The sequence below is a fragment of the Verminephrobacter aporrectodeae subsp. tuberculatae At4 genome (genome assembly GCF_000193225.1).
In the GTDB taxonomy this organism is placed as follows: domain Bacteria; phylum Pseudomonadota; class Gammaproteobacteria; order Burkholderiales; family Burkholderiaceae_C; genus Acidovorax; species Acidovorax aporrectodeae.
In genome coordinates this window covers 1-19,162 of sequence record NZ_AFAL01000434.1, presented here as the reverse complement: position 1 = coordinate 19,162, position 19,162 = coordinate 1, and the positions used below count along the sequence as shown (strand labels likewise).

Sequence of the window (19,162 nt, the reverse complement as noted above, 5' to 3'; positions counted from 1 at the left end):
CCGCATGGCGTGCAGCAGGTAGCGGCCGGTTTGCGAATCGCTGGCCGCGCTGACGTCCGCCACGCTGCCCTGCGCCACCAGCCGCCCGCCGCGCCGGCCCGCGCCCGGGCCGATGTCGATGATGTGCTCGGCGCGGCGGATGGTGTCTTCGTCGTGCTCGACCACCACCAGGGTGTTGCCCCTGTCCCCGAGCCGGTGCAGGGCGTCGAGCAGGATGCGGTTGTCGCGCGCGTGCAGGCCGATGGTCGGTTCGTCGAGCACGTAGCACACGCCCTGCAGGTTGCCGCCCAGTTGCGCGGCCAGGCGGATGCGCTGCGCCTCGCCACCGCTGAGCGTGGGCGCGCCCCGCTCCAGCGTGAGGTAGCCCAGGCCGACGGCTTCGAGGAATTCGAGGCGGCTCTGGATCTCGGGCAGCAGGTCGCGGGCGATGTCGGCCTCGCGCCGGGTCATGCCGCCGGCGCTGCGCAGCCCCTCGACCCAGCGGCGCATGTCGCTCACCGGGAGCGCGGCCATGTCGGTGATGGCCACGCCCGCGAAGCGCACGGCGCGCGCGGTCGCGTTCAGGCGCGTGCCGCGGCAGCCGGGGCAGGCGCTGTCGGCCAGGTCTTCGACCTCGGGCTCGGCAAAGCTGCGCTCACGGCCCTTTTCCCGGTCATCGGGCTGCGTGTCGTCGAACAGCTTGCGCTGCTCCCGGCTCAGCTTCAGGCCCGTTCCCACGCAGTCGGGGCACCAGCCGTGCCGGCTGTTGTAGGAGAAAAGGCGTGGCTCCAGTTCGGCATACGAGGTGGCGCAGACCGGGCAGGCGCGCCGGGTGGAGAACACCTGCAGCGGACCGATTCCTGCCGTGGACCGGCCGCCGGCCATGGCGGCGCGCAGGCCGCCCAGGCTGCCGAGCACATGCACCACGCCCTTGCCGTGCGTGAGCGCCTCGGCCAGCGCGCGGTGCAGCAGCGCCTCGTTCCCGGGCGCAGCGTCGAGGCTGGCGACGGGCAGCTCGATGGTGTGCTCCTTGAAGCGGTCGATGCGCGGGAAAGGGGTGGTGGGCAGGAACTCACCGTCCACGCGCAGATGGCTGTGGCCGCGCGCGCGGGCCCAGTCCGCAAGCTCGGTGTATACGCCCTTGCGGTGCAGCACCAGCGGCGCGAGCAGCCCGATGTGCTGGCCGCGAAACTGCGTGAGCAACTGGGCGGCGATGCTCTCGGGCGTCTGCGGCTGCACCGCCGTGCCGTCGCGCACGCAGTGCTGGGTGCCCAGTTTCACGTACAGCAGGCGCAGAAAATGCCAGACCTCGGTGCTCGTTCCCACGGTGGACTTGCGCCCGCCGCGCGAGAGGCGCTGCTCGATGGCCACGGTGGGCGGGATGCCGTACACCGCGTCCACCTCGGGCCGCCCCGCGGGCTGCACGATGCTGCGCGCGTAGGCGTTGAGGCTTTCCAGATAGCGGCGCTGGCCCTCGTTGAACAAAATGTCGAAGGCCAGCGTGGACTTGCCCGATCCGCTCACGCCGGTGATCACGCTGAACCTGCCGTGCGGAATGTCCACGCTCAGGCTCCTGAGGTTGTGCTCCTTGGCGTTCACGATCTGGATCGCGTCTGGCGCAGCCGGCGCCTGCCGCGCAGGCGGCCTGCGCGGCCCGGCCTCCTGCACCGCGTGGCCCCCACGCCCAGGGTCCGCTCGTAGTCGCGCAGCGCCTGGCCGGTGTGCGAGCTGGCGTGCTGGCGCAGCTCCTCGGGCGGGCCTTCGGCGACGATGCGCCCGCCGGCGTCGCCGCCCTCGGGGCCCAGGTCGATGAGCCAGTCGCTGGCGCGGATCACGTCCAGGTTGTGCTCGATCACGACCAGCGAATGCCCCGCGTCAACGAGCTTGCGCAGCGCGCGCATGAGCCGGGCGATGTCGTCGAAATGCAGCCCCGTCGTGGGCTCGTCGAACAGGAACAGCGTGCCCTTGCGCGCCACCGCCTGGCGCGACGGGGCCGCGCTCTTGGCGGCCTCGGCCAGATGGCCTGCGAGTTTGAGGCGCTGCGCCTCGCCGCCCGAGAGGGTGGGGACGGGCTGGCCCAGCGCCAGGTATTCGAGCCCCACGTCGACGATGGGCTGCAGCGCGCGCAGCACCTCGCGGTCGCCGGCAAACAGCGCGCAGGCCTCGGCCACGGTGAGCGCCAGCACCTCGGCCACGTTCAGGCTGCGGCCGCCGCGCTCGATGCGCACCTCCAGAATCTCCGGCCGGTAGCGCCGACCGTCGCAGTCCGGGCAGCGCAGGTAGACGTCGGAGAGGAATTGCATCTCCACATGCTCGAAGCCCGAACCGCCGCAGCCGGGGCAGCGCCCGTCGCCGTTGTTGAAGCTGAATTTGCCCGCGCCGTAGCTGCGCTGCAGCGCCAGCGGCGCCGCGGCGTACAGCGCACGGACTCCGTCCCAGGCGCCGACGTAGCTCACGGGGTTGGAGCGCGCGGTCTTGCCGATGGGCGACTGGTCCACGAACACCACGTCCGCGAGCTGCTCCGCGCCGAGCATGCGCTCGTGCGCGCCCGGACTGTCGCTGGCACGGCCAAAGTGGCGCATGAGCGCCGGGGCCAGCACGTCCTGGATCAGGCTGGACTTTCCCGAGCCGCTGACGCCGGTGACGGTGACCAGGCGCTGCAGCGGAAAGCCGACCGATATGCCTTGCAGGTTGTGCTCGCGCGCACCTTCGAGGATCAGGCGCGGCGTGGCCTCGGTCACCAGGCGCCGCAAGCCCGGACCCACCTGCCTGCGCCCGCTCAGGTAGGCGCCCGTCAAGGTGTCGGCGTGGCGCAGATCCGCCATGCTGCCGTCGAAGACGATCTGCCCGCCCTGGCGACCCGGGCCGGGACCCATGTCGATCATGCGGTCCGCCGCGAGCATCACGGCCGGGTCGTGCTCGACGACCACCAGCGTATTGCCCGCGTCGCGCAGGCGCAGCATGGCCTCGGTGATGCGCTGCATGTCGCGCGGGTGCAGGCCGATGCTCGGCTCGTCGAGAACGAATAGCGTGTTCACCAAGCTGGTGCCCAGCGCCGTGGTGAGGTTGATGCGCTGCACCTCGCCGCCGCTCAGGGTGCGGCTTTGCCGATCAAGCGTCAGATAGCCCAGGCCCACGTCGCACAGGTATTTGAGGCGGGTGCCGATTTCCTCAAACAACAGTTTCAGCGCCTGGGCCTCGCCCGCACCGCCCGCGCCAGCATGCTCCGCGCCAGCGATGCGCGCAAAAAAACGCCGCAGCCGCTCGATGGGCAGCCGCATCAGGTCATGCAGGCACAGACCGGGCAGGGCCTCGAGCTGCGCACGGCTCCACTGCACGCCCTCGGGCATGAAGCGCTGGCCAGGGTCGAGCACCGCGTCGGCCGCATCCTGGCTGCCCATGCGCCACAGCAGGCTCTCGGTCTTCAGGCGCGCGCCCGCGCAGACAGGGCAAGTGGTGTAGCTGCGGTACTTGGACAGGAGCACGCGGATGTGCATCTTGTAGGCCTTGCTCTCCAGGTATTCGAAGAAGCGCCCGACGCCGTACCACTGCCGGTTCCACTGCCCGTCCCGGTAGCCGGGCGCGCCGCCGATGACCCATTGCTTCTGTGCCTCGGTGAGCTGGCGCCAGGGCGTGTCGCGCGGGATTCCCGCCGTCTCGGCGTGGCGCATGAGGTCGTCCTGCGACTCTTTCCAGGCCGGGGTCTGGATCGGCTTGATGGCACCGGCGCGCAGCGTCAGCCCGCCGTTCGGGATGACCAGGCCGTAGTCCACCCCGATCACCCGGCCAAAGCCGCGGCAGCACGCGCAGGCGCCTACGGCGGAGTTGAAGGAAAACAGCCCCGCAATCGGCTCGCCGTAGCGCAGCCCGCTGTCCGGGCAATGCAGGCCCGTGGAAAAACGCCACAGCGCGGGCGCGCCCGCTTCGAGCGGGCAGTACACGGTCAGCAACCCGCTGCCGCGCTTGAGCGCGAGCTCGATGGCCTCGATGACCCGGGCCTTTTCGGCGCTGCCCAGGCGCAGGCTGTCGGCCACCACGTCGAGCTGCCTGCGCGGCCCGGTCGGCGTGCTCACTGCGTGCTCGGCCTGCACCCGGGTAAAGCCGCCGGCCGACAGCCATTGCGCGAGCTGCCCGGCCGAGGTATCGGCAGGCAGTTCCACCGCAAAGGTCAGCACGATGCGCGGGTCGCCCGCCCGCGCGCAGCGCCGCTGCAACTCGGCATAAATCGTCTCGGGCGAATCGTGGCGCACCGGCTGGCCCGTGTGCTGGTCGAACAGCTGGCCCGCGCGCGCGAACAGCAGCTTCAAATGGTCGTTGAGCTCCGTCATGGTGCCCACGGTGGAGCGGCTCGAACGCACCGGGTTCGTCTGGTCGATGGCGATCGCCGGGGGCACGCCATCGACCCGGTCCACGGCAGGCCGGTCCATGCGCTCGAGAAACTGGCGCGCATAGGCGCTGAAGGTTTCCACATAGCGCCGCTGGCCCTCGGCGTAGAGCGTGTCGAAAACCAGACTGGACTTGCCCGAGCCACTGGGGCCGGTGACCACCGTAAGCTCCCCCGTGCGGATGTCCAAGTCCAGGTTTTTGAGGTTGTTCTGGCGCGCGCCGCGGATGCGGATCAGTCCCTGGGTCATGGAGGCAGTCTTTCGGGGGTGGGGCGGGGGCATTCTAGGCGCCAAGCCCCAGAGACCTCCGAGCGTCTGAAAAAACCTGGCGCTGCTGCCGCTTGTATACTATGGTAATATACAAAAATGCTTGACCTCAGCAAGATCAGTGGCTTCGACTGGGACGCTGGCAACGCCCGCAAAAGCCAAGACAAGCATGACGTCTCCATGGCAGAGGCGGAACAGGTGTTCTTCAATACACCGCTCCTGCTTCTGGAAGACACGAGCCACAGCCAACGGGAACCTCGCATGCACGCTTTGGGCAAGACCGATGCAGGGCGTGTACTGCACATCACCTTCACGTTGAGGAAGGCGGACCCACTGATTCGCGTGATCTCTGCCAGAGACATGCACCGAAAAGAGCGAGTAATTTATGACCAAGCCCACTAAGACCGCATTGAAGCCGCCCCCTCATTTCGCCAGCGAGCAAGACGAGCGGGCGTACTGGGAGGCCAACGATTCCACCCAACACTTTGACTGGTCCAAGGCCCGGAAGGTGTCGTTGCCCAACTTGAAGCCGACGACCAAGACGATCTCCCTTCGGCTGCCTCAGCACCTGCTGGACTCCATCAAAACGGCGGCCAACGCGCGCGACGTTCCGTACCAATCGCTCATCAAGGTTTGGCTGCAGGAAAAAGTCCATCCCCATTGAACTGGCGCGCGCCGACGCACCAACGACCCGGGCCGGGGCGGGCTCTGTCGCTACTTGCGCGCAGCGGGTGCCTGGCCTGCCGCAGGCCCGCGGAAGGCTTTGAAAAAGTCCGACGACGAGGGATCGAGCACCAGCACATCGCTCTTTTTGTTGAAACTCGACTTATAGGCTTCAAGGCTGCGATAAAACAGTGCGAACTGCGGGTCACGGCCAAAGGCTTCGGCATAGATGCGCGCAGCTTCCGCGTCGCCCTCGCCCTTGACCTTCTGCGCGTCCCGGTATGCATTGGCTATCGCGACCTCACGCTGTCGATCCGCATCGGCCCGGATTTTCTCCCCCTCGGCAGCGCCGGTGGAGCGCAGTTCGTTCGCCACCCGCTTGCGCTCTGCCTCCATGCGGCGGTACACGGATTCGGTAATGGCCTCCACATAGTCCACGCGGGTGATGCGCACGTCCACGACGTCCACGCCCCATGGCTTGGCGCCACGGACGGTGTCGAGAACCTCGCGCTTGACGTCCGCCATCAAGGCCTCCCTCTTGAGCGAGAGAAGTTCCTTGACGGTGCGCCGGTTGATCTCTTCCTGAAAGGCGTTGCGCACCACGCGGTTGAGTTGCATGGCGCCGGCACTCTCGTCCAGGCCCACGTTGCGGATGTATTCCGTGGGCTCGGAGATGCGCCAGCGCACGTACCAGTCGATCACCACCCGCTGCTTTTCGGCGGTCAGCACCGGCTCCGTGTCCATGCTGTCCAACGTCAGCAGGCGTTTGTCGATATACGACACGTTCTGGAACGGCGGGGGCAGCTTGAAGTTCAGGCCCGGCTCGGTGATCACTTCCTTGATCTGGCCCAACGCATAAAGCACGCCGAACTGGCGTTGATCCACCACGAAAAGCATGGAGCTCATCAGGGCAAGCACCACCAGGCAGGTGGAGGCAATGAATCCGACTCTGTTCACGACTTGCTCCTAGCGCGATTCACGGTCCCGGGTGCGGCTGCTGTCGCGCGCCCGGGGGTCATTCGAAAAAGGGGCCGCCGGCGCCGCAGGCGCCACCGAGGAAGCCGCACCCGCAGCCGAGGAATCGACCGGGGCAGCGCCCCCCGCGGCGCCTTGCATGATCTTGTCGAGCGGCAGGTACAGCAGTTGGGAGCCCTGGCGGGAGTCCACCAGAATCTTGGTCACATTGCCGTAAATCTGCTGCATTGCGTCCAGATATATCCGGTCGCGCGTGACTTGCGGGGCCTTTTGGTACTCCGCCAGAACCGAAGAAAAGCGCTGCGCGTCCCCTTGCGCCTGCGCCACGATGCGCGCCTTGTACGCGGAGGCCTCTTGCTCGAGGCGGGACGCGGAACCGGCCGCGCGCGGGATGACGTCATTCGCGTAGGCCTGGGCCTCATTCTTGGCCCGCTCGCGCTCTTGAGCGGCCTTCAACACGTCGTCAAAAGACGCCTTCACCTGCTCCGGCGGGCGCACGCCGCCCTGCTGCAGATTGATTCCCACCACTTCGACGCCAACCTTGTAGCGATCGAGAATCGTCTGCATCAAGATACGGACACGGGGCGCAATCTGGTCGCGTTCCTCTGCCAAGGCAGTATCCATGCGCATCTTGCCGACGACTTCGCGCACAGCCGTTTCCGCCGCCTGAACGACGGCTTCCGAGGGATTCTTGCTCTCGAACAACCAAGCCCGGGCATCGTTCAAACGATACTGCACGGAAAATTTGATCTCGACGATGTTCTCGTCCTCCGTGAGCATTGCCGACCCTCTGAGCCCCGTGCTCTTGATGGTCGCGTCGCTGCCCACATCCGTCGAGCGGATCTGGGTCACGAAGACCAGTTCATGGCGCTCTATGGGGTACGGCAAGCGCCAGTTGAAACCGGCTCCCACGGTGCCCTTGTATTTTCCAAACTGGGTTATGACGGCCTGCTGCCCCTCCTGGACGATAAAGAAGCCCGTGCCCATCCAGATGACGAAGACGATTGCGGCAACCAAGCCGGCGCCCACCCCGGCGCTCTTCATTCCGGGCTCGACCCCGCCGCCGTTGCCCGGCCGCCGGCCACCGCCGTTCCGGCCGCCAAACAAGCCTCCCAGTTTGCGATTCAAGTCCCGCCAGAGTTCGTCGAGATCTGGCGGTTGTCCATTCTTCGGACGCTGACCGCTCCCCCGATTTCCGGGCGGTGGCGGTGCGGGCGGCGGCGGTGCGGGTGGCGGCTCCTCGGGGCGTTCACCTTCTTGCGGCGGCTTGTCTTCCCCTCGACCCCAACGCGGGTCGTTCAGGTTGAGCATGCCCCGGATGCGTTCCGGCAGCCAAGCCCAGCGCAGGGTGGTTTTTTGCAAATTCATGCGCGAAGTCTCTGATTCTCTGGTGGCGTCAATCGATCTGTTTCCGATCAGGGCCGGACATCCGGCAACTCAACGCCGTCGCCCGAAAGCCTGCCGGCCTGCGCGGCAAGCACTTTGTCCGAAAGTGTACGCCGCAGATTATCCAGCCCCTCACCCGTTCGGGCGCTCACGAACAAGCGTGGCAGCAGTTGCCCGGCGACCTCGTAGCGGTCTTGCAGAATCGGGGGGCGTCGCTCGGCCACAAGCGCGTCCAGCTTGTTGAAGACCACTATTTGCGCAACATCAGCGGCCCCGATTTCATGCAAAACACGGTGCACCTGGGCCATTTGCTCAGGGAAATCCGGGCTTGAAGCGTCTACGACGTGAAGCAGCAGATCGGCGTCCACGGCCTCCTGGAGCGTGGCCTGAAAGGCATCCACCAGACCGTGCGGCAAGTCCCGGATAAACCCTACGGTATCGGACAGGGATACGGAACGCTGCGCGTCGGCAAGATACAGTTGGCGGGTCGTGGTGTCCAGGGTCGCAAACAATTGGTCTGCGGCGTAGACACGCGCCTTTACCAAGGCGTTGAAAAGCGTGGATTTGCCCGCGTTGGTGTAGCCCACGAGCGAGATGTTGAAGGTATCGCGCCGCTCACGCCGCCGACGCTGCGTCGATCGTTGCCGCTTGACCTTTTCCAGGCGCTCGCGGGTTCGCTTGATGGCGTCGCCGATCATGCGCCGGTCGAGTTCGATCTGCTTCTCGCCCGGGCCCCCGTGCCCACCAATCCCCCCGCTCTGGCGCTCCAGGTGCGACCAGCGCCGCACCAGGCGCGTGCTCGAATACTGGAGCCTGGCGAGATCGACCTGCAATTTGCCCTCGTGGCTGCGCGCACGCTGGGCGAAGATCTCAAGGATCAAGAGCGTGCGGTCATTCACGGGCAACTCGATGTGGCGCTCCAGATTGCGCTGCTGCGCCGGGCTCAGAGACTGGTCAAACAGCACTTCTGCCGCGCCATGCATCTGCGCCAGGGTCCGGATTTCATCTGCCTTGCCACTGCCCACGAACAACGCCGCATCGGGCGCCTGGCGCTTGCAGGTAATGCGGGCGACGGGGCGCATGCCCGCCGTCTGCGCGAGCAATCCCAATTCCTCGAGATCGCCGTCGAAGTGGGGCAGGCCGAGGTCCACCCCGACCAAGAGCACGGCCGCGCTGTCTTCCTGCGGAGATGTGGCCGAGCTCAAAGCGCGCCGCCCTTTCGTTGCGCCCGACTCAGGAACGAAGATCGCGAAAATCGGCAGCCGGGCGGCAACGACTCAGGCGCTGCTGCCGTCTGCATCAGGGGCATCTGCCGTAGAAAAGTTGACCGCGCGACCCGGAACAATCGTGGAGATCGCGTGCTTGTAGACCATCTGGGTCACTGTATTGCGCAGCAACACCACGTACTGATCAAATGATTCGATCTGCCCTTGCAGTTTGATGCCGTTCACCAAATAAATGGAGACCGGAACATGCTCCCGACGCAAGGTGTTGAGGAAGGGGTCCTGCAAGAGTTGGCCTTTATTGCTCACGATATCCTCCGTGTTCAAAGCGTTGTTGTTAAAACCGCACCTTACCACAAATCCCGCAGTTGTCTTGCGGGCGACAAGACATGGCCCTGCGCAAACACTGCCTTTGCCTCATCAACCCTCGTCCTTGTTGACAAAGGGATTGTGTGAAGTTTTCAGTTCGATCCTCAGCGGCGTTCCCTCCAGATCGAACGCCTTGCGAAAACGCCCTTCCAGAAAACGTTTGTAGGCATCCGTCACATGCTCCAGCGAGTTCCCGTGGATGACGATCACCGGGGGATTCATTCCGCCCTGGTGAGCGTAACGCATTTTGGGACGGAACATGCCTGCCCGCTTGGGACTTTGGAACTGCACGGCTTCCAGCAGCAGCCTGGTCAGCACGGGCGTAGACATCTTGCAATTTGCGGAGCGATACGCCTGGACGATGGAAGCCCACAACGGACCGAGGCCCTGGCGCTTTTGTGCCGAAATGAAATGCAGCGCGGCAAACTTCAGGAACGCCAGCCGACTCTCTATGGACCGTTGCAACAACTGGCGTTGGTAGGCGTCAACAGCGTCCCACTTGTTCACGGCGAGCGTGACGGAGCGCCCGCTCTCCAAAATGTATCCCGCGATATGGGCATCCTGATCCGTGACGCCCTGGGTGGCGTCCAACACCAGCAGCACGACATGCGCAGACTCTATGGCCTGAAGTGTTTTCACGACCGAAAACTTCTCGACCGCCGCAAAGACCTTGCCTTTGCGGCGCAGTCCCGCCGTATCCACCAGTTCAAAGCGCTGACCACTGCGTTCAAAAGGCACCACGATCGCATCCCGGGTGGTTCCGGGCATGTCGAAGACGACGAGCCGTTCCTCGCCCAACCATGTATTGATCAACGTGGATTTGCCGACGTTCGGGCGCCCCGCCACGGCGAGCCGGATCGTGCCCTTGTCGGCGTTCGCATCCGATGCGTCCTGTTCCGGCAAATGCAGGGGGTCGAGGGCCACCTCCACCAAGTCGCGGACCCCCTGCCCATGGGACGCAGATACCGGGTAGACCGTCCCGAGTCCCAGTTCGTAGAACTGCGCCGGTTGCGCGCCCTCGAGCATGCCCTCGGCCTTGTTCGCCACCAGCACGCACGGCCTGCCCGAGCGCCGCAGGTAGTTGGCGATGTCCTGGTCCTGGGCACACACGCCGGCGCGGGCATCGACGACGAAGATGACCACGTCGGCCTCGGCAACCGCCTGCTGCGTCTGCCTGGCCATCTCCCGGTAGATTCCGTCAGACGCATCCGGCTCAAAGCCCCCGGTGTCAATGACGATGTATTCGTACCTGCCCTGCCTGCCGTTGCCGTAATGCCGGTCGCGTGTCAGCCCGGCAAAGTCGGCCACGATGGCGTCGCGGGACTTGGTCAGACGATTGAACAGCGTGGACTTGCCGACATTCGGACGCCCCACGATAGCGATGACTGGCTTCATCGAAGGCAGTCAATCGGGACGGAATCCGTAAATGGCGCCATTGCGGGTAACGAACACCAGCGTGTCGGCGGCCACCACCGGCGCCGCCGCAATACCCGATCCATCCGTGGAAATGCGGTTCAGCGAAGCACCGTCCGTGCGCGACAGCAAATGAACCAGACCCGCATCGTCACCGACCACTACGGAGCGTCCGAGCAGCAAGGGCGCCGTCAGCTTCCGATGCTTGAGCCGGTCACTGGTCCACAAACGCCCTCCGTCGCTGCGGCGCCATGCGACAAGCGTGCCGTTACTTTCCGTGCCAAAGAGCGCCTGCTCATCGCCGTGAACACCCTCTGCACCACTGGCCGCTTGCGTCCAGGCGACAGTGCCTCTTGCGGTATCCACGCAGCCCACCGCGGCCTGGAAGGATCGCGCGCACACGCTGTCTCCAACCCGGCTGGTGCGGCCGACCAATTCCACCAGGCGCTCCACGTCGTTGGTCCCCCGCGGGTTCGCAAGGGGCGCCTCCCAGCGCACGTTGCCGTTGTCGGGGTTGAATCCCACGAGGCGGCCAGACAGTCCGACGACCAGGGTGTCGCCCCGCGCCAGAAGAACCCCTGCCTGGCGCAAAACCAGCGGCTCGCCGGGACGCTGCTGGACCCATAGCTGGCGCCCGGTGGCCGCGTCGTAGGCGGACACCGAACGGTCCGCAGCCAGCACGAAAACACGCCCACCGGCGACCAGAGGGGGCGTAAACACTTGGGCGGGCAGGGTCTCCCGCCAGCGCAGGCGACCGGCGTCGATGACGATCAGCGCGTTGTCGCGCGAGACCACGGCCGCCAAGCGCCCATCGCTCCCGACACCCGCCGACAATGGCTCTCCCAGCGCAATGCGCCAGACGTCACCGCCGGTGCGCGCGTCGATCGCAGCGACCACGCCGTCGGCGGAGGCCAGCGTCGCCACATGGCCCGCAACGGAGACCTCCAGATGCAGCCCGGCAACGCTGCCAACGCGGGAGGTCCATACCTGGTGAACGCCGAGAATGGGGACGTTCGCCCCCAAATCTTCCGGCACGGGGCGGGGGCTGCTGCCCCACGACGAACATCCTGCCAGCGCCGCAGCAAGCAGCGTGCACGCAGCGCCACGCACAAGGAACGGGTAGCCAATCGATGCCATGCTCACTTGGTCTCCGCAGAGGATGCGGCCGCAGCCACGACGGCAGCCTGCGGCGCGACACCCAGGGCGTTCAGCTTGAACTCGATAAGGTGCCGGTATTCCGCACCTTCCTCGAAACCCTGGTAAGCCTTGGTGTACTCGGCAATGGCCTGCGGGCGTTTTTCCTGCAAGACGAGGATGTCCCCCCGGCGGTCGGCAACGAGGGGCGCAAATTCAGGCGGGAAACTGCCGGAGAGTTGCTCGAGGGCTTCCTCATGGTTTTTCTGGTCCATCAGCACGCCCGACAGACGCAGCCTGGCCAGGGCCTTGAGCCCCTCGTCGGTGGACTGCTGCGCCACCCAGCCAAGCGCTTGCTTCGCGCCATCGGCGTTGCCCGCATCCTGCATGGCCTTGGCCAGGGCCAGGGCCGCCTGCCCCGCTTGTGCAGTGCCCGGATATTTGGATTTCAGGTCGCCAAAGGCCTGTTCCATGCGCGACCGATCGCCCGTGCGCGCTGCGGCGTCGAGCGCGTCAAAGAGCGCTGCCGCCTGCGTCGCCTGCCGGTTCTGCCAATACTGGTAGCCATTCCACGCGGCCGCGGAACCGGCCACCAGAACCAGCACCGAGCCGATGAGGGTGCCCCAGCGGTTCCAGAAATGCTTGAGTTGGTCCAGTTGTTCTTGTTCTTCGAGGTCGAGGTGATTGGCCATGGGAGGAATAGTCTGTTCAGCAGGCCGATTGTAGGGTGCCCGACCACTGGGCAATGGTGTCCAGCGGGCGCTCGACCTGCGCGCCGACACCATCGCGCAGCGACTTCACGGTCACCATGCCCCGCGAGGACTCCTCTTCGCCAAACACGAGCGCGTACAAGGCCCCGCTGGCGTCCGCCTTCTTGAACTGGGATTTCATGCTGCCCATTCCCTCGCCCCCGCAGGCGCGGCGTGCATCTGCACGCTCACGCCCTGCTGCCGCAAGCGCTCGATCGTGCGCATGGCCAAGGGCAGAACGGCAACGCAGGGGATGATGGCGTACGCATCGGGCACCAGGCCGGGCGGCGCCCGATCCTGCTCCCCAAGCAGTTCGAGCACCCGCTCGATGCCCAGCGCCCAACCCACCGCGGGCGCCGCCTTGCCCCCGACCTGCTCGACGAGATAGTCATAGCGCCCCCCACCGCAGATCGTCCCCTGCGAACCCAGGCGATCGGTGACGAACTCGAAAACCGTCAGGTTGTAGTAGTCCATTCCGCGCACGAGCCGGGGATTGACCGTCCATGCCACGCCGTTGGCGCTGAGAATGGATTGCACCGCGTCGAAATGCGCCCGGGATGCGTCGCCCAGAAAGTCGAGCAAGCGGGGCGCCGCCTCGACGATGGCCTGCATGGCCGGATTCTTCGTGTCCAGTATCCGCAAAGGATTGCTGTGCAGACGGCGACGCGCTTCCTCGTCCAGGGCGTCGATATGCCGTTCCAGATGGGCAATCAAGGCGGCGCGGTGCGCCCTGCGTTCATGCGGCTCGCCCAGGCTGTTGATCTCGAGCCGGACATCTTGCAGGCCCAGTTCGCGCCACAGCGCATGGGCCAGAAGAATCAACTCCGCATCGACCTCGGCGCCGGGGAAACCCAGGGCCTCCGCTCCGACCTGATGGAACTGACGATAGCGCCCCCTTTGCGGGCGCTCGTGGCGAAACATGGGTCCCATGTAGTAGAGCCGTTTGCCCCCGTCATAGAGCATGGAGTGCTCGACGACCGCGCGCACGACCCCGGCCGTGGCCTCGGGACGCAGGGTCAGGAGTTCTGCGTTGAGACGATCCTCGAACGAATACATCTCCTTCTCGACGATGTCGGTGACCTCGCCCAGGCTGCGCACAAACAGCGGCGTCGGCTCGACGATGGGCGTGCGGATGCTGCGGTACGCGTACCGGGCCATCAATTCATGGACCTTGGCTTCGAGCCACTCCCACCGGGCGGATTCGGGCGGCAGGATGTCGTTCATTCCCTTCACCGCAAGCAGTTTCTCCGGCCTGGGTGAAGCGGTATTTCTTTCTTTGCTCACGGGGGCTTTCCCTGTCCGGCAGGTTTTTTGTCGAGGCCACCACCGGCTCGCGCCCGAGCGGGTGGCGGCAAGGACGCAAGGGATCAGGCGTGAGCTTCTTCTTCTACGCCAAAGCGCTTTTCGACGTAGTGCTCGACGATCTCATGAAACTCGTTGGCAATATTGTCCCCGCGCAAGGTCGTCGTCTTTTCGCCATCGATGTAGACCGGCGCTGCGGGCGCCTCGCCCGTTCCGGGCAGGCTGATGCCGATATCCGCTTGCTTGCTCTCGCCCGGGCCATTCACGATGCAGCCCATGACGGCGACGCGCAAGTTCTCGACCCCGGGATAGCGCTCGCGCCATACGGGCATCCGGGACCGCAGGAAATCGTCGATCTGCTTGGCCAGATCCTGGAACGTGGTGCTGGTGGTGCGACCACAACCGGGACAGGCCGTGACGCTGGGAGCGAAGGCCCGCATTCCCAGCGACTGCAAAATCTCGCAGGAGACCAGGACTTCCTGCGTCCGGGCCTCCCCGGGCTGAGGGGTCAGGGACACGCGGATGGTGTCGCCAATACCCTCCTGCAGGAGGATCGCGATCGCGGCAGTGGACGCGACGGTCCCCTTGGTCCCCATGCCGGCCTCGGTCAGCCCCAGGTGCAGCGCGTAGTCGCAGCGCTGCGCCAGTTCACGGTACACCGCGATCAAGTCCTGAACGCTGCTGACCTTGCACGAAAGAATGATCTGATCGCCATTCAGGCCCATTTCTTCGGCACGGCGCCCGGACGCGACCGCAGAGCTGACGAGCGCCTCGTACATCACCTGGCGCACCTGCCACGGCGTGCTGCGGCGACTGTTGGTGTCCATCAAATCCGCCAACAACTCCTGATCCAGGCTGCCCCAGTTCACACCGATGCGCACCACCTTGTCCCAGCGCATCGCGGCGTCGATCATCTGGCCGAACTGCAGGTCCCGCTTGTCGCCCCGGCCGACGTTTCCCGGGTTGATCCGGTACTTGGAAAGCGCCTGCGCGCAGTCCGGGAAATCCGTGAGCAGGCGGTGCCCGTTGTAATGGAAGTCCCCCACCAGGGGCACGCTCAGCCCCATCTTGTCGAGTTGTTCGCGGATCGAGGGAACGGCCGCCGCCGCTTCCGGCGTGTTCACCGTGATGCGGACCAATTCCGAGCCCGCCTGGGCCAGTTCCTTGACCTGGATCGCCGTGCCGATGGCGTCCGCCGTGTCGGTGTTGGTCATCGACTGCACCCGCACGGGCGCATCGCCCCCCACGGTCACGACGCACGATTCCCAGGCAATCTTCGCCTGGCGCGAGCGGCGGGGGTGGGGAGATGCGAGCGCAATGGGTTCGAAATCGGTTTGGGTTTGGATTTTGGTTTGGGAGTTTTTCATCATTTATTTCACCTCGAAACGAGCAACGTTTTCACGCGAGACAGGCGCGAGATCAAAGGGCTTGCCACGAACCGTCACGTCCATGGCGTCTGCCCGGCCAATTACAACGTCCAATGGGATCGGCGCGGCAACCGAAACGGACTCCCCGGCGAGCAGATTGCGTTGCAACGCAAATGCACCCGTGGCGTCCCGCACCCGAACCCAGGACAGGCTGCGGGCATGCAATACCAACACGCCCAAAGACTCGGCCAGCGCAGCAGGAGCCGATGCCGGGCTGGCCGCGCCCGATGCGGGAACAGCCGCGGGAGTGGCGTCCGCAGCCACTGGAACAGAATCCGGAACAAGATCCCCCTGCGCGAGAGCCCCTTCAGCAGGCAGGGCGGTGATCGACGCATCCCCCACCGAATCGGGAGGGGACAGGTCCGGGACCGGCATGACGGCGCCCCCTTGTTGCAGACGCGGGATGAAAAACAGCAGCGAAGCCCCCCCGAGCAGGAGCAGAACGAGCAGCATCACCAAACGCGACGCGATCTGGGGGGCTGTGTAGGAGAAGGCAGGAAATTTGCCCGCACCGCCCTTCACCGGGGCATTCAGCCCGGCACGGTTTGCCGACATGGGGGGATTCCGGCTTTGCGGAAGCCGTGCCAGAACCGGTGCCGGGTCCACCTTGAGCATCCGGCAGACGCTGGACGCAAGGGCCCGCGCGAACACCATGTCCGGCAATGCCGCATGCTCGTCCGCCTCCAGCGCCTCCAGCTTGCTTGCGGGGACCTTCAGTGTCAGCGCCAATGCCGCAATATGCACGCCTGCTGCCTGGCGCGCCTCCCGCAGCAGGCCACCCGCCGTCACCTCACTTGCCACCGCCTCACTCTCACTCATTGAAAGCCCCGTGTTCGTATGCGCCCTGCTCGCGCGAATCCGGAAACCGCTTGCGCAACTGCTCTGTCCACTGTTTCATAGCCACGGAGCCTCCAGCCAGGGGGCGCTCGATTCTGATCCCCGATCACAAGGACTCGGCGTTGGCCCAATCGCTGTTGTTGATGCGTCGAATATTAAACCCGATTTACGCAATTTTTCTGACTCCAGACTTACGCGTCCTCCGGAAATCGAAGTGACCGGGCCCCATCAGGCCGTCACCCATGCGCTCACTCACTGAAGGCCCCGCGTTCGTATGCGCCCTGCTCGCGCGATTCCGGAAACCGCTTGCGCAGCTGGTCTGCCAACTGCTTCATCGCCACGGAACTCCCCAGCGCGCGCTCGATTTTTATTCCCAGCCACAAGGACTCGGCATTGGCCCAATCGCTGTTGTTGATGCGCCGAATATAAAACTGCGCCCGGGGCAGCTCATTGCGCCGCAGCAAAAGAGCGGCGAGGTGGTAGCCCACCACCGGATTCGCCGCATCGAGTTCATACGCCTTGAGCAAGGACTGCTCCGCCTCGGGAAACTGCCCCGCACCCGACTGGCACAGTCCACGCGCCATCAGCGTCTTGCCGCGTGCCGTATAGGCCGGGTTGGCCAACGCCCGGACGAAGTACGGGTCCGCCTGCGCGTATTTGCGCTGCTGGCAGAGCAGCCAGCCGTAGTTGTGCAGCAGGCTGGGGTCGCCGCTGCGCAGCGCCAGGGCGCGGTTGAAACTGTCTTCCGCCTGCGGGAAGTCGTTGAGCCGCATGTAGATCAGGCCACGCAGGTTGAACGCATCGGCATACGCGGGGTCTGCCGTGAGCGCCTGCTTGACCTCGTCCAGGGCCACGGTCGTCTGCCCGGTCTCGAAATAGTTGGCCGCAAGTTCCAGCCGGATGCGCGCCCGGCGCCGCACCTCGGGCTCGTCCGAGGGGGTGACCAGCCCGGCGTTCGCGTCGTTGACGGCGTCCGCGTTCTTCGTCGCACAGCCCGGCAGCGCCAGCACGCATGCGACTGCGCCGCATGCCGTGAGCGTCCAGCGGACGAAATGCGGCCAGCGTCCAAGCCATTGCACCATGTTGAGTCTCCTCGAAGTGTTCTCGTTGACCCGCTCAAGCCACCGGTTTGAGCTCGATCGTGCGCTGCCTTGCGATGCGCAGCACGGCCCGGGTGCGGTCCCTGACGTCTCCCGCCAGCTGACCGCAAGCCGCGTCGATATCATCCCCGCGGGTCCTGCGCACCGTGGTGACGATTCCGGCGTCGCTCAGGACCTTGGCAAACGCAAGCAGCTGATTCTGCGTCGAACGCAACAGCCCCGACGCGGGGAATGGGTTGAAAGGAATGAGGTTGAACTTGCAGCGGATTTCGGCGCCCCGCACCAGATCGATCAACTCCCGGGCTTGCGCCAACTGGTCGTTGACGCCATCGAGCATGCAGTACTCGAACGTGATGAAGTCCCGCGGCGCATGCACCAGATAGCGCTTGCACGCCTGCAGCAGCTCGTGGATCGGATACTTGCGATTGAGCGGCACCAGCTTGTCGCGCAGCGGATCGTTCGGGGCATGCAAGGAAACCGCCAGGGCCACGGGGCAATCCTGTGCCAGGCGGTCCAGCATGGGAACGACGCCCGAGGTCGACACGGTCACCCGCCGGCGCGACAGGCCGTAGCCATGGTCGTCGAGCATCACCCGCAGGGCCGGGATCAGCGCGGAATAGTTCTGCAGGGGCTCGCCCATGCCCATCATCACCAGGTTGGTGATCACCCGCTCTGCGGTGCCGAAGCGCTTGCGCAAGGAATGCTCGGCAAACCACAGCTGGGCGACGATCTCGCCCGCCGTCAGATTCCGGCTGAAGCCCTGATGGCCGGTGGAGCAAAAACGGCAGCCCACGGCGCATCCGGCCTGCGAAGAAACGCATAGCGTCCCCCTGTCGTCTTCCGGGATGAACACCGCCTCGACGGCGTTGCCATCGCGCACGTCGAACAGCCACTTCAGCGTACCGTCTGACGCTGCCTGCTCGGAGATGAGCGGCAGAGCCTCCACCCGCGCGCAGCCCTCGAGTTTGCTGCGCAGCGCCTTGGCCAGGTCGCTCATGGCGCCAAAGTCGCTCGCGCCGCGCTGGTGAATCCAGCGAAACAGCTGCGTGGCACGGAACCGCTGCTCGCCCAACTGCGCGCAAAAAGCGGCCAACGCGTCGAGGTCAAACTCCAGCAGATTGGTTTTCATGGCAGCCGAACGCCATCGTCCCCATGGCGCGCGCATCCCGCGCTGCTGGCAGGATGCGGCATGGGAAACGACGGCATGGCGGTATCAGCGCGAGTAGATGCTCAGTCCCGGGAAGAAGAACGCGACCTCTGCCCGGGCAGTTTCCGCGGCGTCGGAGCCGTGCACCGCGTTCGCGTCGATGCTGTCGGCGAAGTCGGCGCGGATGGTGCCGGCTTCCGCCTTCCTGGGGTCCGTGGCACCCATGAGTTCGCGGTTCTTGAGAACCGCGTTTTCGCCTTCCAGGACCTGGATCATCACCGGACCGGAGACCATGAAGTCCACCAGATCCTTGAAAAAAGGGCGCTCCTTGTGCACGGCGTAGAACTGCTGCGCTTCCAGATGCGACAGGTGGGTCATGCGTGCTGCGACGATCTTCAGGCCAGCCGCTTCAAAGCGTGCGTAGATTTTTCCGATGACGTTCTTTGCCACTGCGTCGGGCTTGATGATGGAGAGGGTGCGCTCGATGGCCATGTGGGGGTTCCCTGATGATGAATATTGCGATGATGCCAAGTGGATTGCGTTGCGCTCGTCCGCCAGGCAAAGTCTCTGATTCTAACGATGCAGGCCCTGCATTGGACTCCCGGACTCAACGCCCGCCGCCGCGCCGGGGACCGCCGCCGCCACCAGGGCGGCGTTTGTCCTGGCGATGTCTCGACAGGCTGTCCCCGCCGATATAGCCCACGGAGGTTTTCATCGGATCCGGCTGCGCGGCTGCGCGCTGGCGCTCAGCGCCGCCGGCGTTGCCGCTGCGCGCGCCCGGCCCCGCGCCGTTGCGCCACGGCTTC

Annotated in this window: 14 protein-coding genes and 4 pseudogenes; 2 read left to right on the top strand and 16 right to left on the bottom strand. The window is 65.5% G+C overall.

The window, feature by feature from the left end:
* Positions 1–4,613, bottom strand: a pseudogene (uvrA, locus tag VTU_RS27285) (excinuclease ABC subunit UvrA); the annotation flags it as partial.
* A 117-nt stretch (positions 4,614–4,730) separates the two neighbouring features.
* Between uvrA and VTU_RS0113880 the strand changes: the two are divergent.
* The gene (locus tag VTU_RS0113880) at positions 4,731–5,033 is read left to right on the top strand and encodes a BrnT family toxin (protein WP_010105121.1); all 303 of its coding nucleotides are present in this window, start codon (positions 4,731–4,733) and stop codon (positions 5,031–5,033) included.
* Entirely contained in the window at positions 5,017–5,295 is a 279-nt protein-coding gene (locus tag VTU_RS0113875; protein WP_029554401.1) for a BrnA antitoxin family protein, read from the top strand. The genes VTU_RS0113880 and VTU_RS0113875 overlap by 17 nt, the downstream gene beginning before the upstream one ends.
* A 50-nt stretch (positions 5,296–5,345) precedes the next feature.
* On the opposite strand, the gene hflC is transcribed toward VTU_RS0113875, so the two are convergent.
* From hflC to VTU_RS27275, 15 genes and pseudogenes are all read right to left on the bottom strand, one after another.
* Positions 5,346–6,251 (bottom strand): protease modulator HflC, encoded by a 906-nt coding sequence (gene hflC / locus VTU_RS0113870; RefSeq protein WP_010105119.1) that lies wholly within the window; start codon positions 6,249–6,251, stop codon positions 5,346–5,348.
* Positions 6,252–6,260: 9 nt separating this feature from the next.
* The gene (gene hflK, locus VTU_RS0113865; RefSeq protein ID WP_029554400.1) at positions 6,261–7,637 is read right to left on the bottom strand and encodes an FtsH protease activity modulator HflK; all 1,377 of its coding nucleotides are present in this window, start codon (positions 7,635–7,637) and stop codon (positions 6,261–6,263) included.
* 47 nt (positions 7,638–7,684) lie between these two features.
* Complete coding sequence (gene hflX, locus VTU_RS0113860) at positions 7,685–8,860, bottom strand: GTPase HflX (RefSeq protein ID WP_010105117.1); 1,176 nt, start codon at positions 8,858–8,860, stop codon at positions 7,685–7,687.
* A gap of 72 nt (positions 8,861–8,932) precedes the next feature.
* Positions 8,933–9,187, bottom strand: a complete 255-nt coding sequence (hfq, locus tag VTU_RS0113855) for an RNA chaperone Hfq (RefSeq protein ID WP_010105116.1) — start codon at positions 9,185–9,187, stop codon at positions 8,933–8,935.
* A gap of 111 nt (positions 9,188–9,298) precedes the next feature.
* Complete coding sequence (gene der, locus VTU_RS0113850; protein WP_010105115.1) at positions 9,299–10,642, bottom strand: ribosome biogenesis GTPase Der; 1,344 nt, start codon at positions 10,640–10,642, stop codon at positions 9,299–9,301.
* A gap of 9 nt (positions 10,643–10,651) precedes the next feature.
* Complete coding sequence (gene bamB, locus VTU_RS0113845; RefSeq protein WP_029554398.1) at positions 10,652–11,797, bottom strand: outer membrane protein assembly factor BamB; 1,146 nt, start codon at positions 11,795–11,797, stop codon at positions 10,652–10,654.
* A gap of 2 nt (positions 11,798–11,799) precedes the next feature.
* The gene (locus VTU_RS0113840) at positions 11,800–12,486 is read right to left on the bottom strand and encodes a YfgM family protein (RefSeq protein WP_010105113.1); all 687 of its coding nucleotides are present in this window, start codon (positions 12,484–12,486) and stop codon (positions 11,800–11,802) included.
* 16 nt (positions 12,487–12,502) lie between these two features.
* Positions 12,503–13,767 (bottom strand): annotated as a pseudogene (gene hisS / locus VTU_RS27280) (histidine--tRNA ligase).
* Between the two features lie 143 nt (positions 13,768–13,910).
* Complete coding sequence (ispG, locus tag VTU_RS0113830) at positions 13,911–15,215, bottom strand: flavodoxin-dependent (E)-4-hydroxy-3-methylbut-2-enyl-diphosphate synthase (RefSeq protein WP_010105112.1); 1,305 nt, start codon at positions 15,213–15,215, stop codon at positions 13,911–13,913.
* Positions 15,216–16,091 carry a helix-turn-helix domain-containing protein gene (locus tag VTU_RS0113825; protein ID WP_010105111.1) on the bottom strand — a complete coding sequence of 292 codons (876 nt, stop codon included), beginning with the start codon at positions 16,089–16,091 and terminating at the stop codon, positions 15,216–15,218. It lies immediately after the preceding gene.
* Positions 16,084–16,269, bottom strand: a pseudogene (locus VTU_RS34880) (type IV pilus biogenesis/stability protein PilW); the annotation flags it as partial. The pseudogene VTU_RS34880 and the gene VTU_RS0113825, both read right to left, overlap by 8 nt.
* An 88-nt stretch (positions 16,270–16,357) precedes the next feature.
* Complete coding sequence (pilW, locus tag VTU_RS0113820; protein ID WP_010105110.1) at positions 16,358–17,191, bottom strand: type IV pilus biogenesis/stability protein PilW; 834 nt, start codon at positions 17,189–17,191, stop codon at positions 16,358–16,360.
* 34 nt (positions 17,192–17,225) lie between these two features.
* Entirely contained in the window at positions 17,226–18,338 is a 1,113-nt protein-coding gene (gene rlmN / locus VTU_RS0113815) for a dual-specificity RNA methyltransferase RlmN (protein ID WP_010105109.1), read from the bottom strand.
* 84 nt (positions 18,339–18,422) lie between these two features.
* On the bottom strand, positions 18,423–18,848 hold the full coding sequence (gene ndk / locus VTU_RS0113810; protein WP_010105107.1) for a nucleoside-diphosphate kinase: 426 nt from the start codon (positions 18,846–18,848) through the stop codon (positions 18,423–18,425).
* Positions 18,849–18,963: 115 nt separating this feature from the next.
* Positions 18,964–19,162: pseudogene (locus VTU_RS27275) on the bottom strand (pseudouridine synthase); the annotation flags it as partial.

Coding starts and splice junctions, on each gene's coding strand:
- hflK (WP_029554400.1), bottom strand. CDS start 7,637: ATGAATTTGCAAAAAACCACCCTGCGCTGGGCTTGGCTGCCGGAACGC.
- VTU_RS0113880 (WP_010105121.1), top strand. CDS start 4,731: ATGCTTGACCTCAGCAAGATCAGTGGCTTCGACTGGGACGCTGGCAAC.
- pilW (WP_010105110.1), bottom strand. CDS start 17,191: ATGGTGCAATGGCTTGGACGCTGGCCGCATTTCGTCCGCTGGACGCTC.
- VTU_RS0113825 (WP_010105111.1), bottom strand. CDS start 16,091: ATGAGTGAGAGTGAGGCGGTGGCAAGTGAGGTGACGGCGGGTGGCCTG.
- ispG (WP_010105112.1), bottom strand. CDS start 15,215: ATGATGAAAAACTCCCAAACCAAAATCCAAACCCAAACCGATTTCGAA.
- bamB (WP_029554398.1), bottom strand. CDS start 11,797: ATGGCATCGATTGGCTACCCGTTCCTTGTGCGTGGCGCTGCGTGCACG.
- rlmN (WP_010105109.1), bottom strand. CDS start 18,338: ATGAAAACCAATCTGCTGGAGTTTGACCTCGACGCGTTGGCCGCTTTT.
- VTU_RS0113840 (WP_010105113.1), bottom strand. CDS start 12,486: ATGGCCAATCACCTCGACCTCGAAGAACAAGAACAACTGGACCAACTC.
- ndk (WP_010105107.1), bottom strand. CDS start 18,848: ATGGCCATCGAGCGCACCCTCTCCATCATCAAGCCCGACGCAGTGGCA.
- der (WP_010105115.1), bottom strand. CDS start 10,642: ATGAAGCCAGTCATCGCTATCGTGGGGCGTCCGAATGTCGGCAAGTCC.
- VTU_RS0113875 (WP_029554401.1), top strand. CDS start 5,017: ATGACCAAGCCCACTAAGACCGCATTGAAGCCGCCCCCTCATTTCGCC.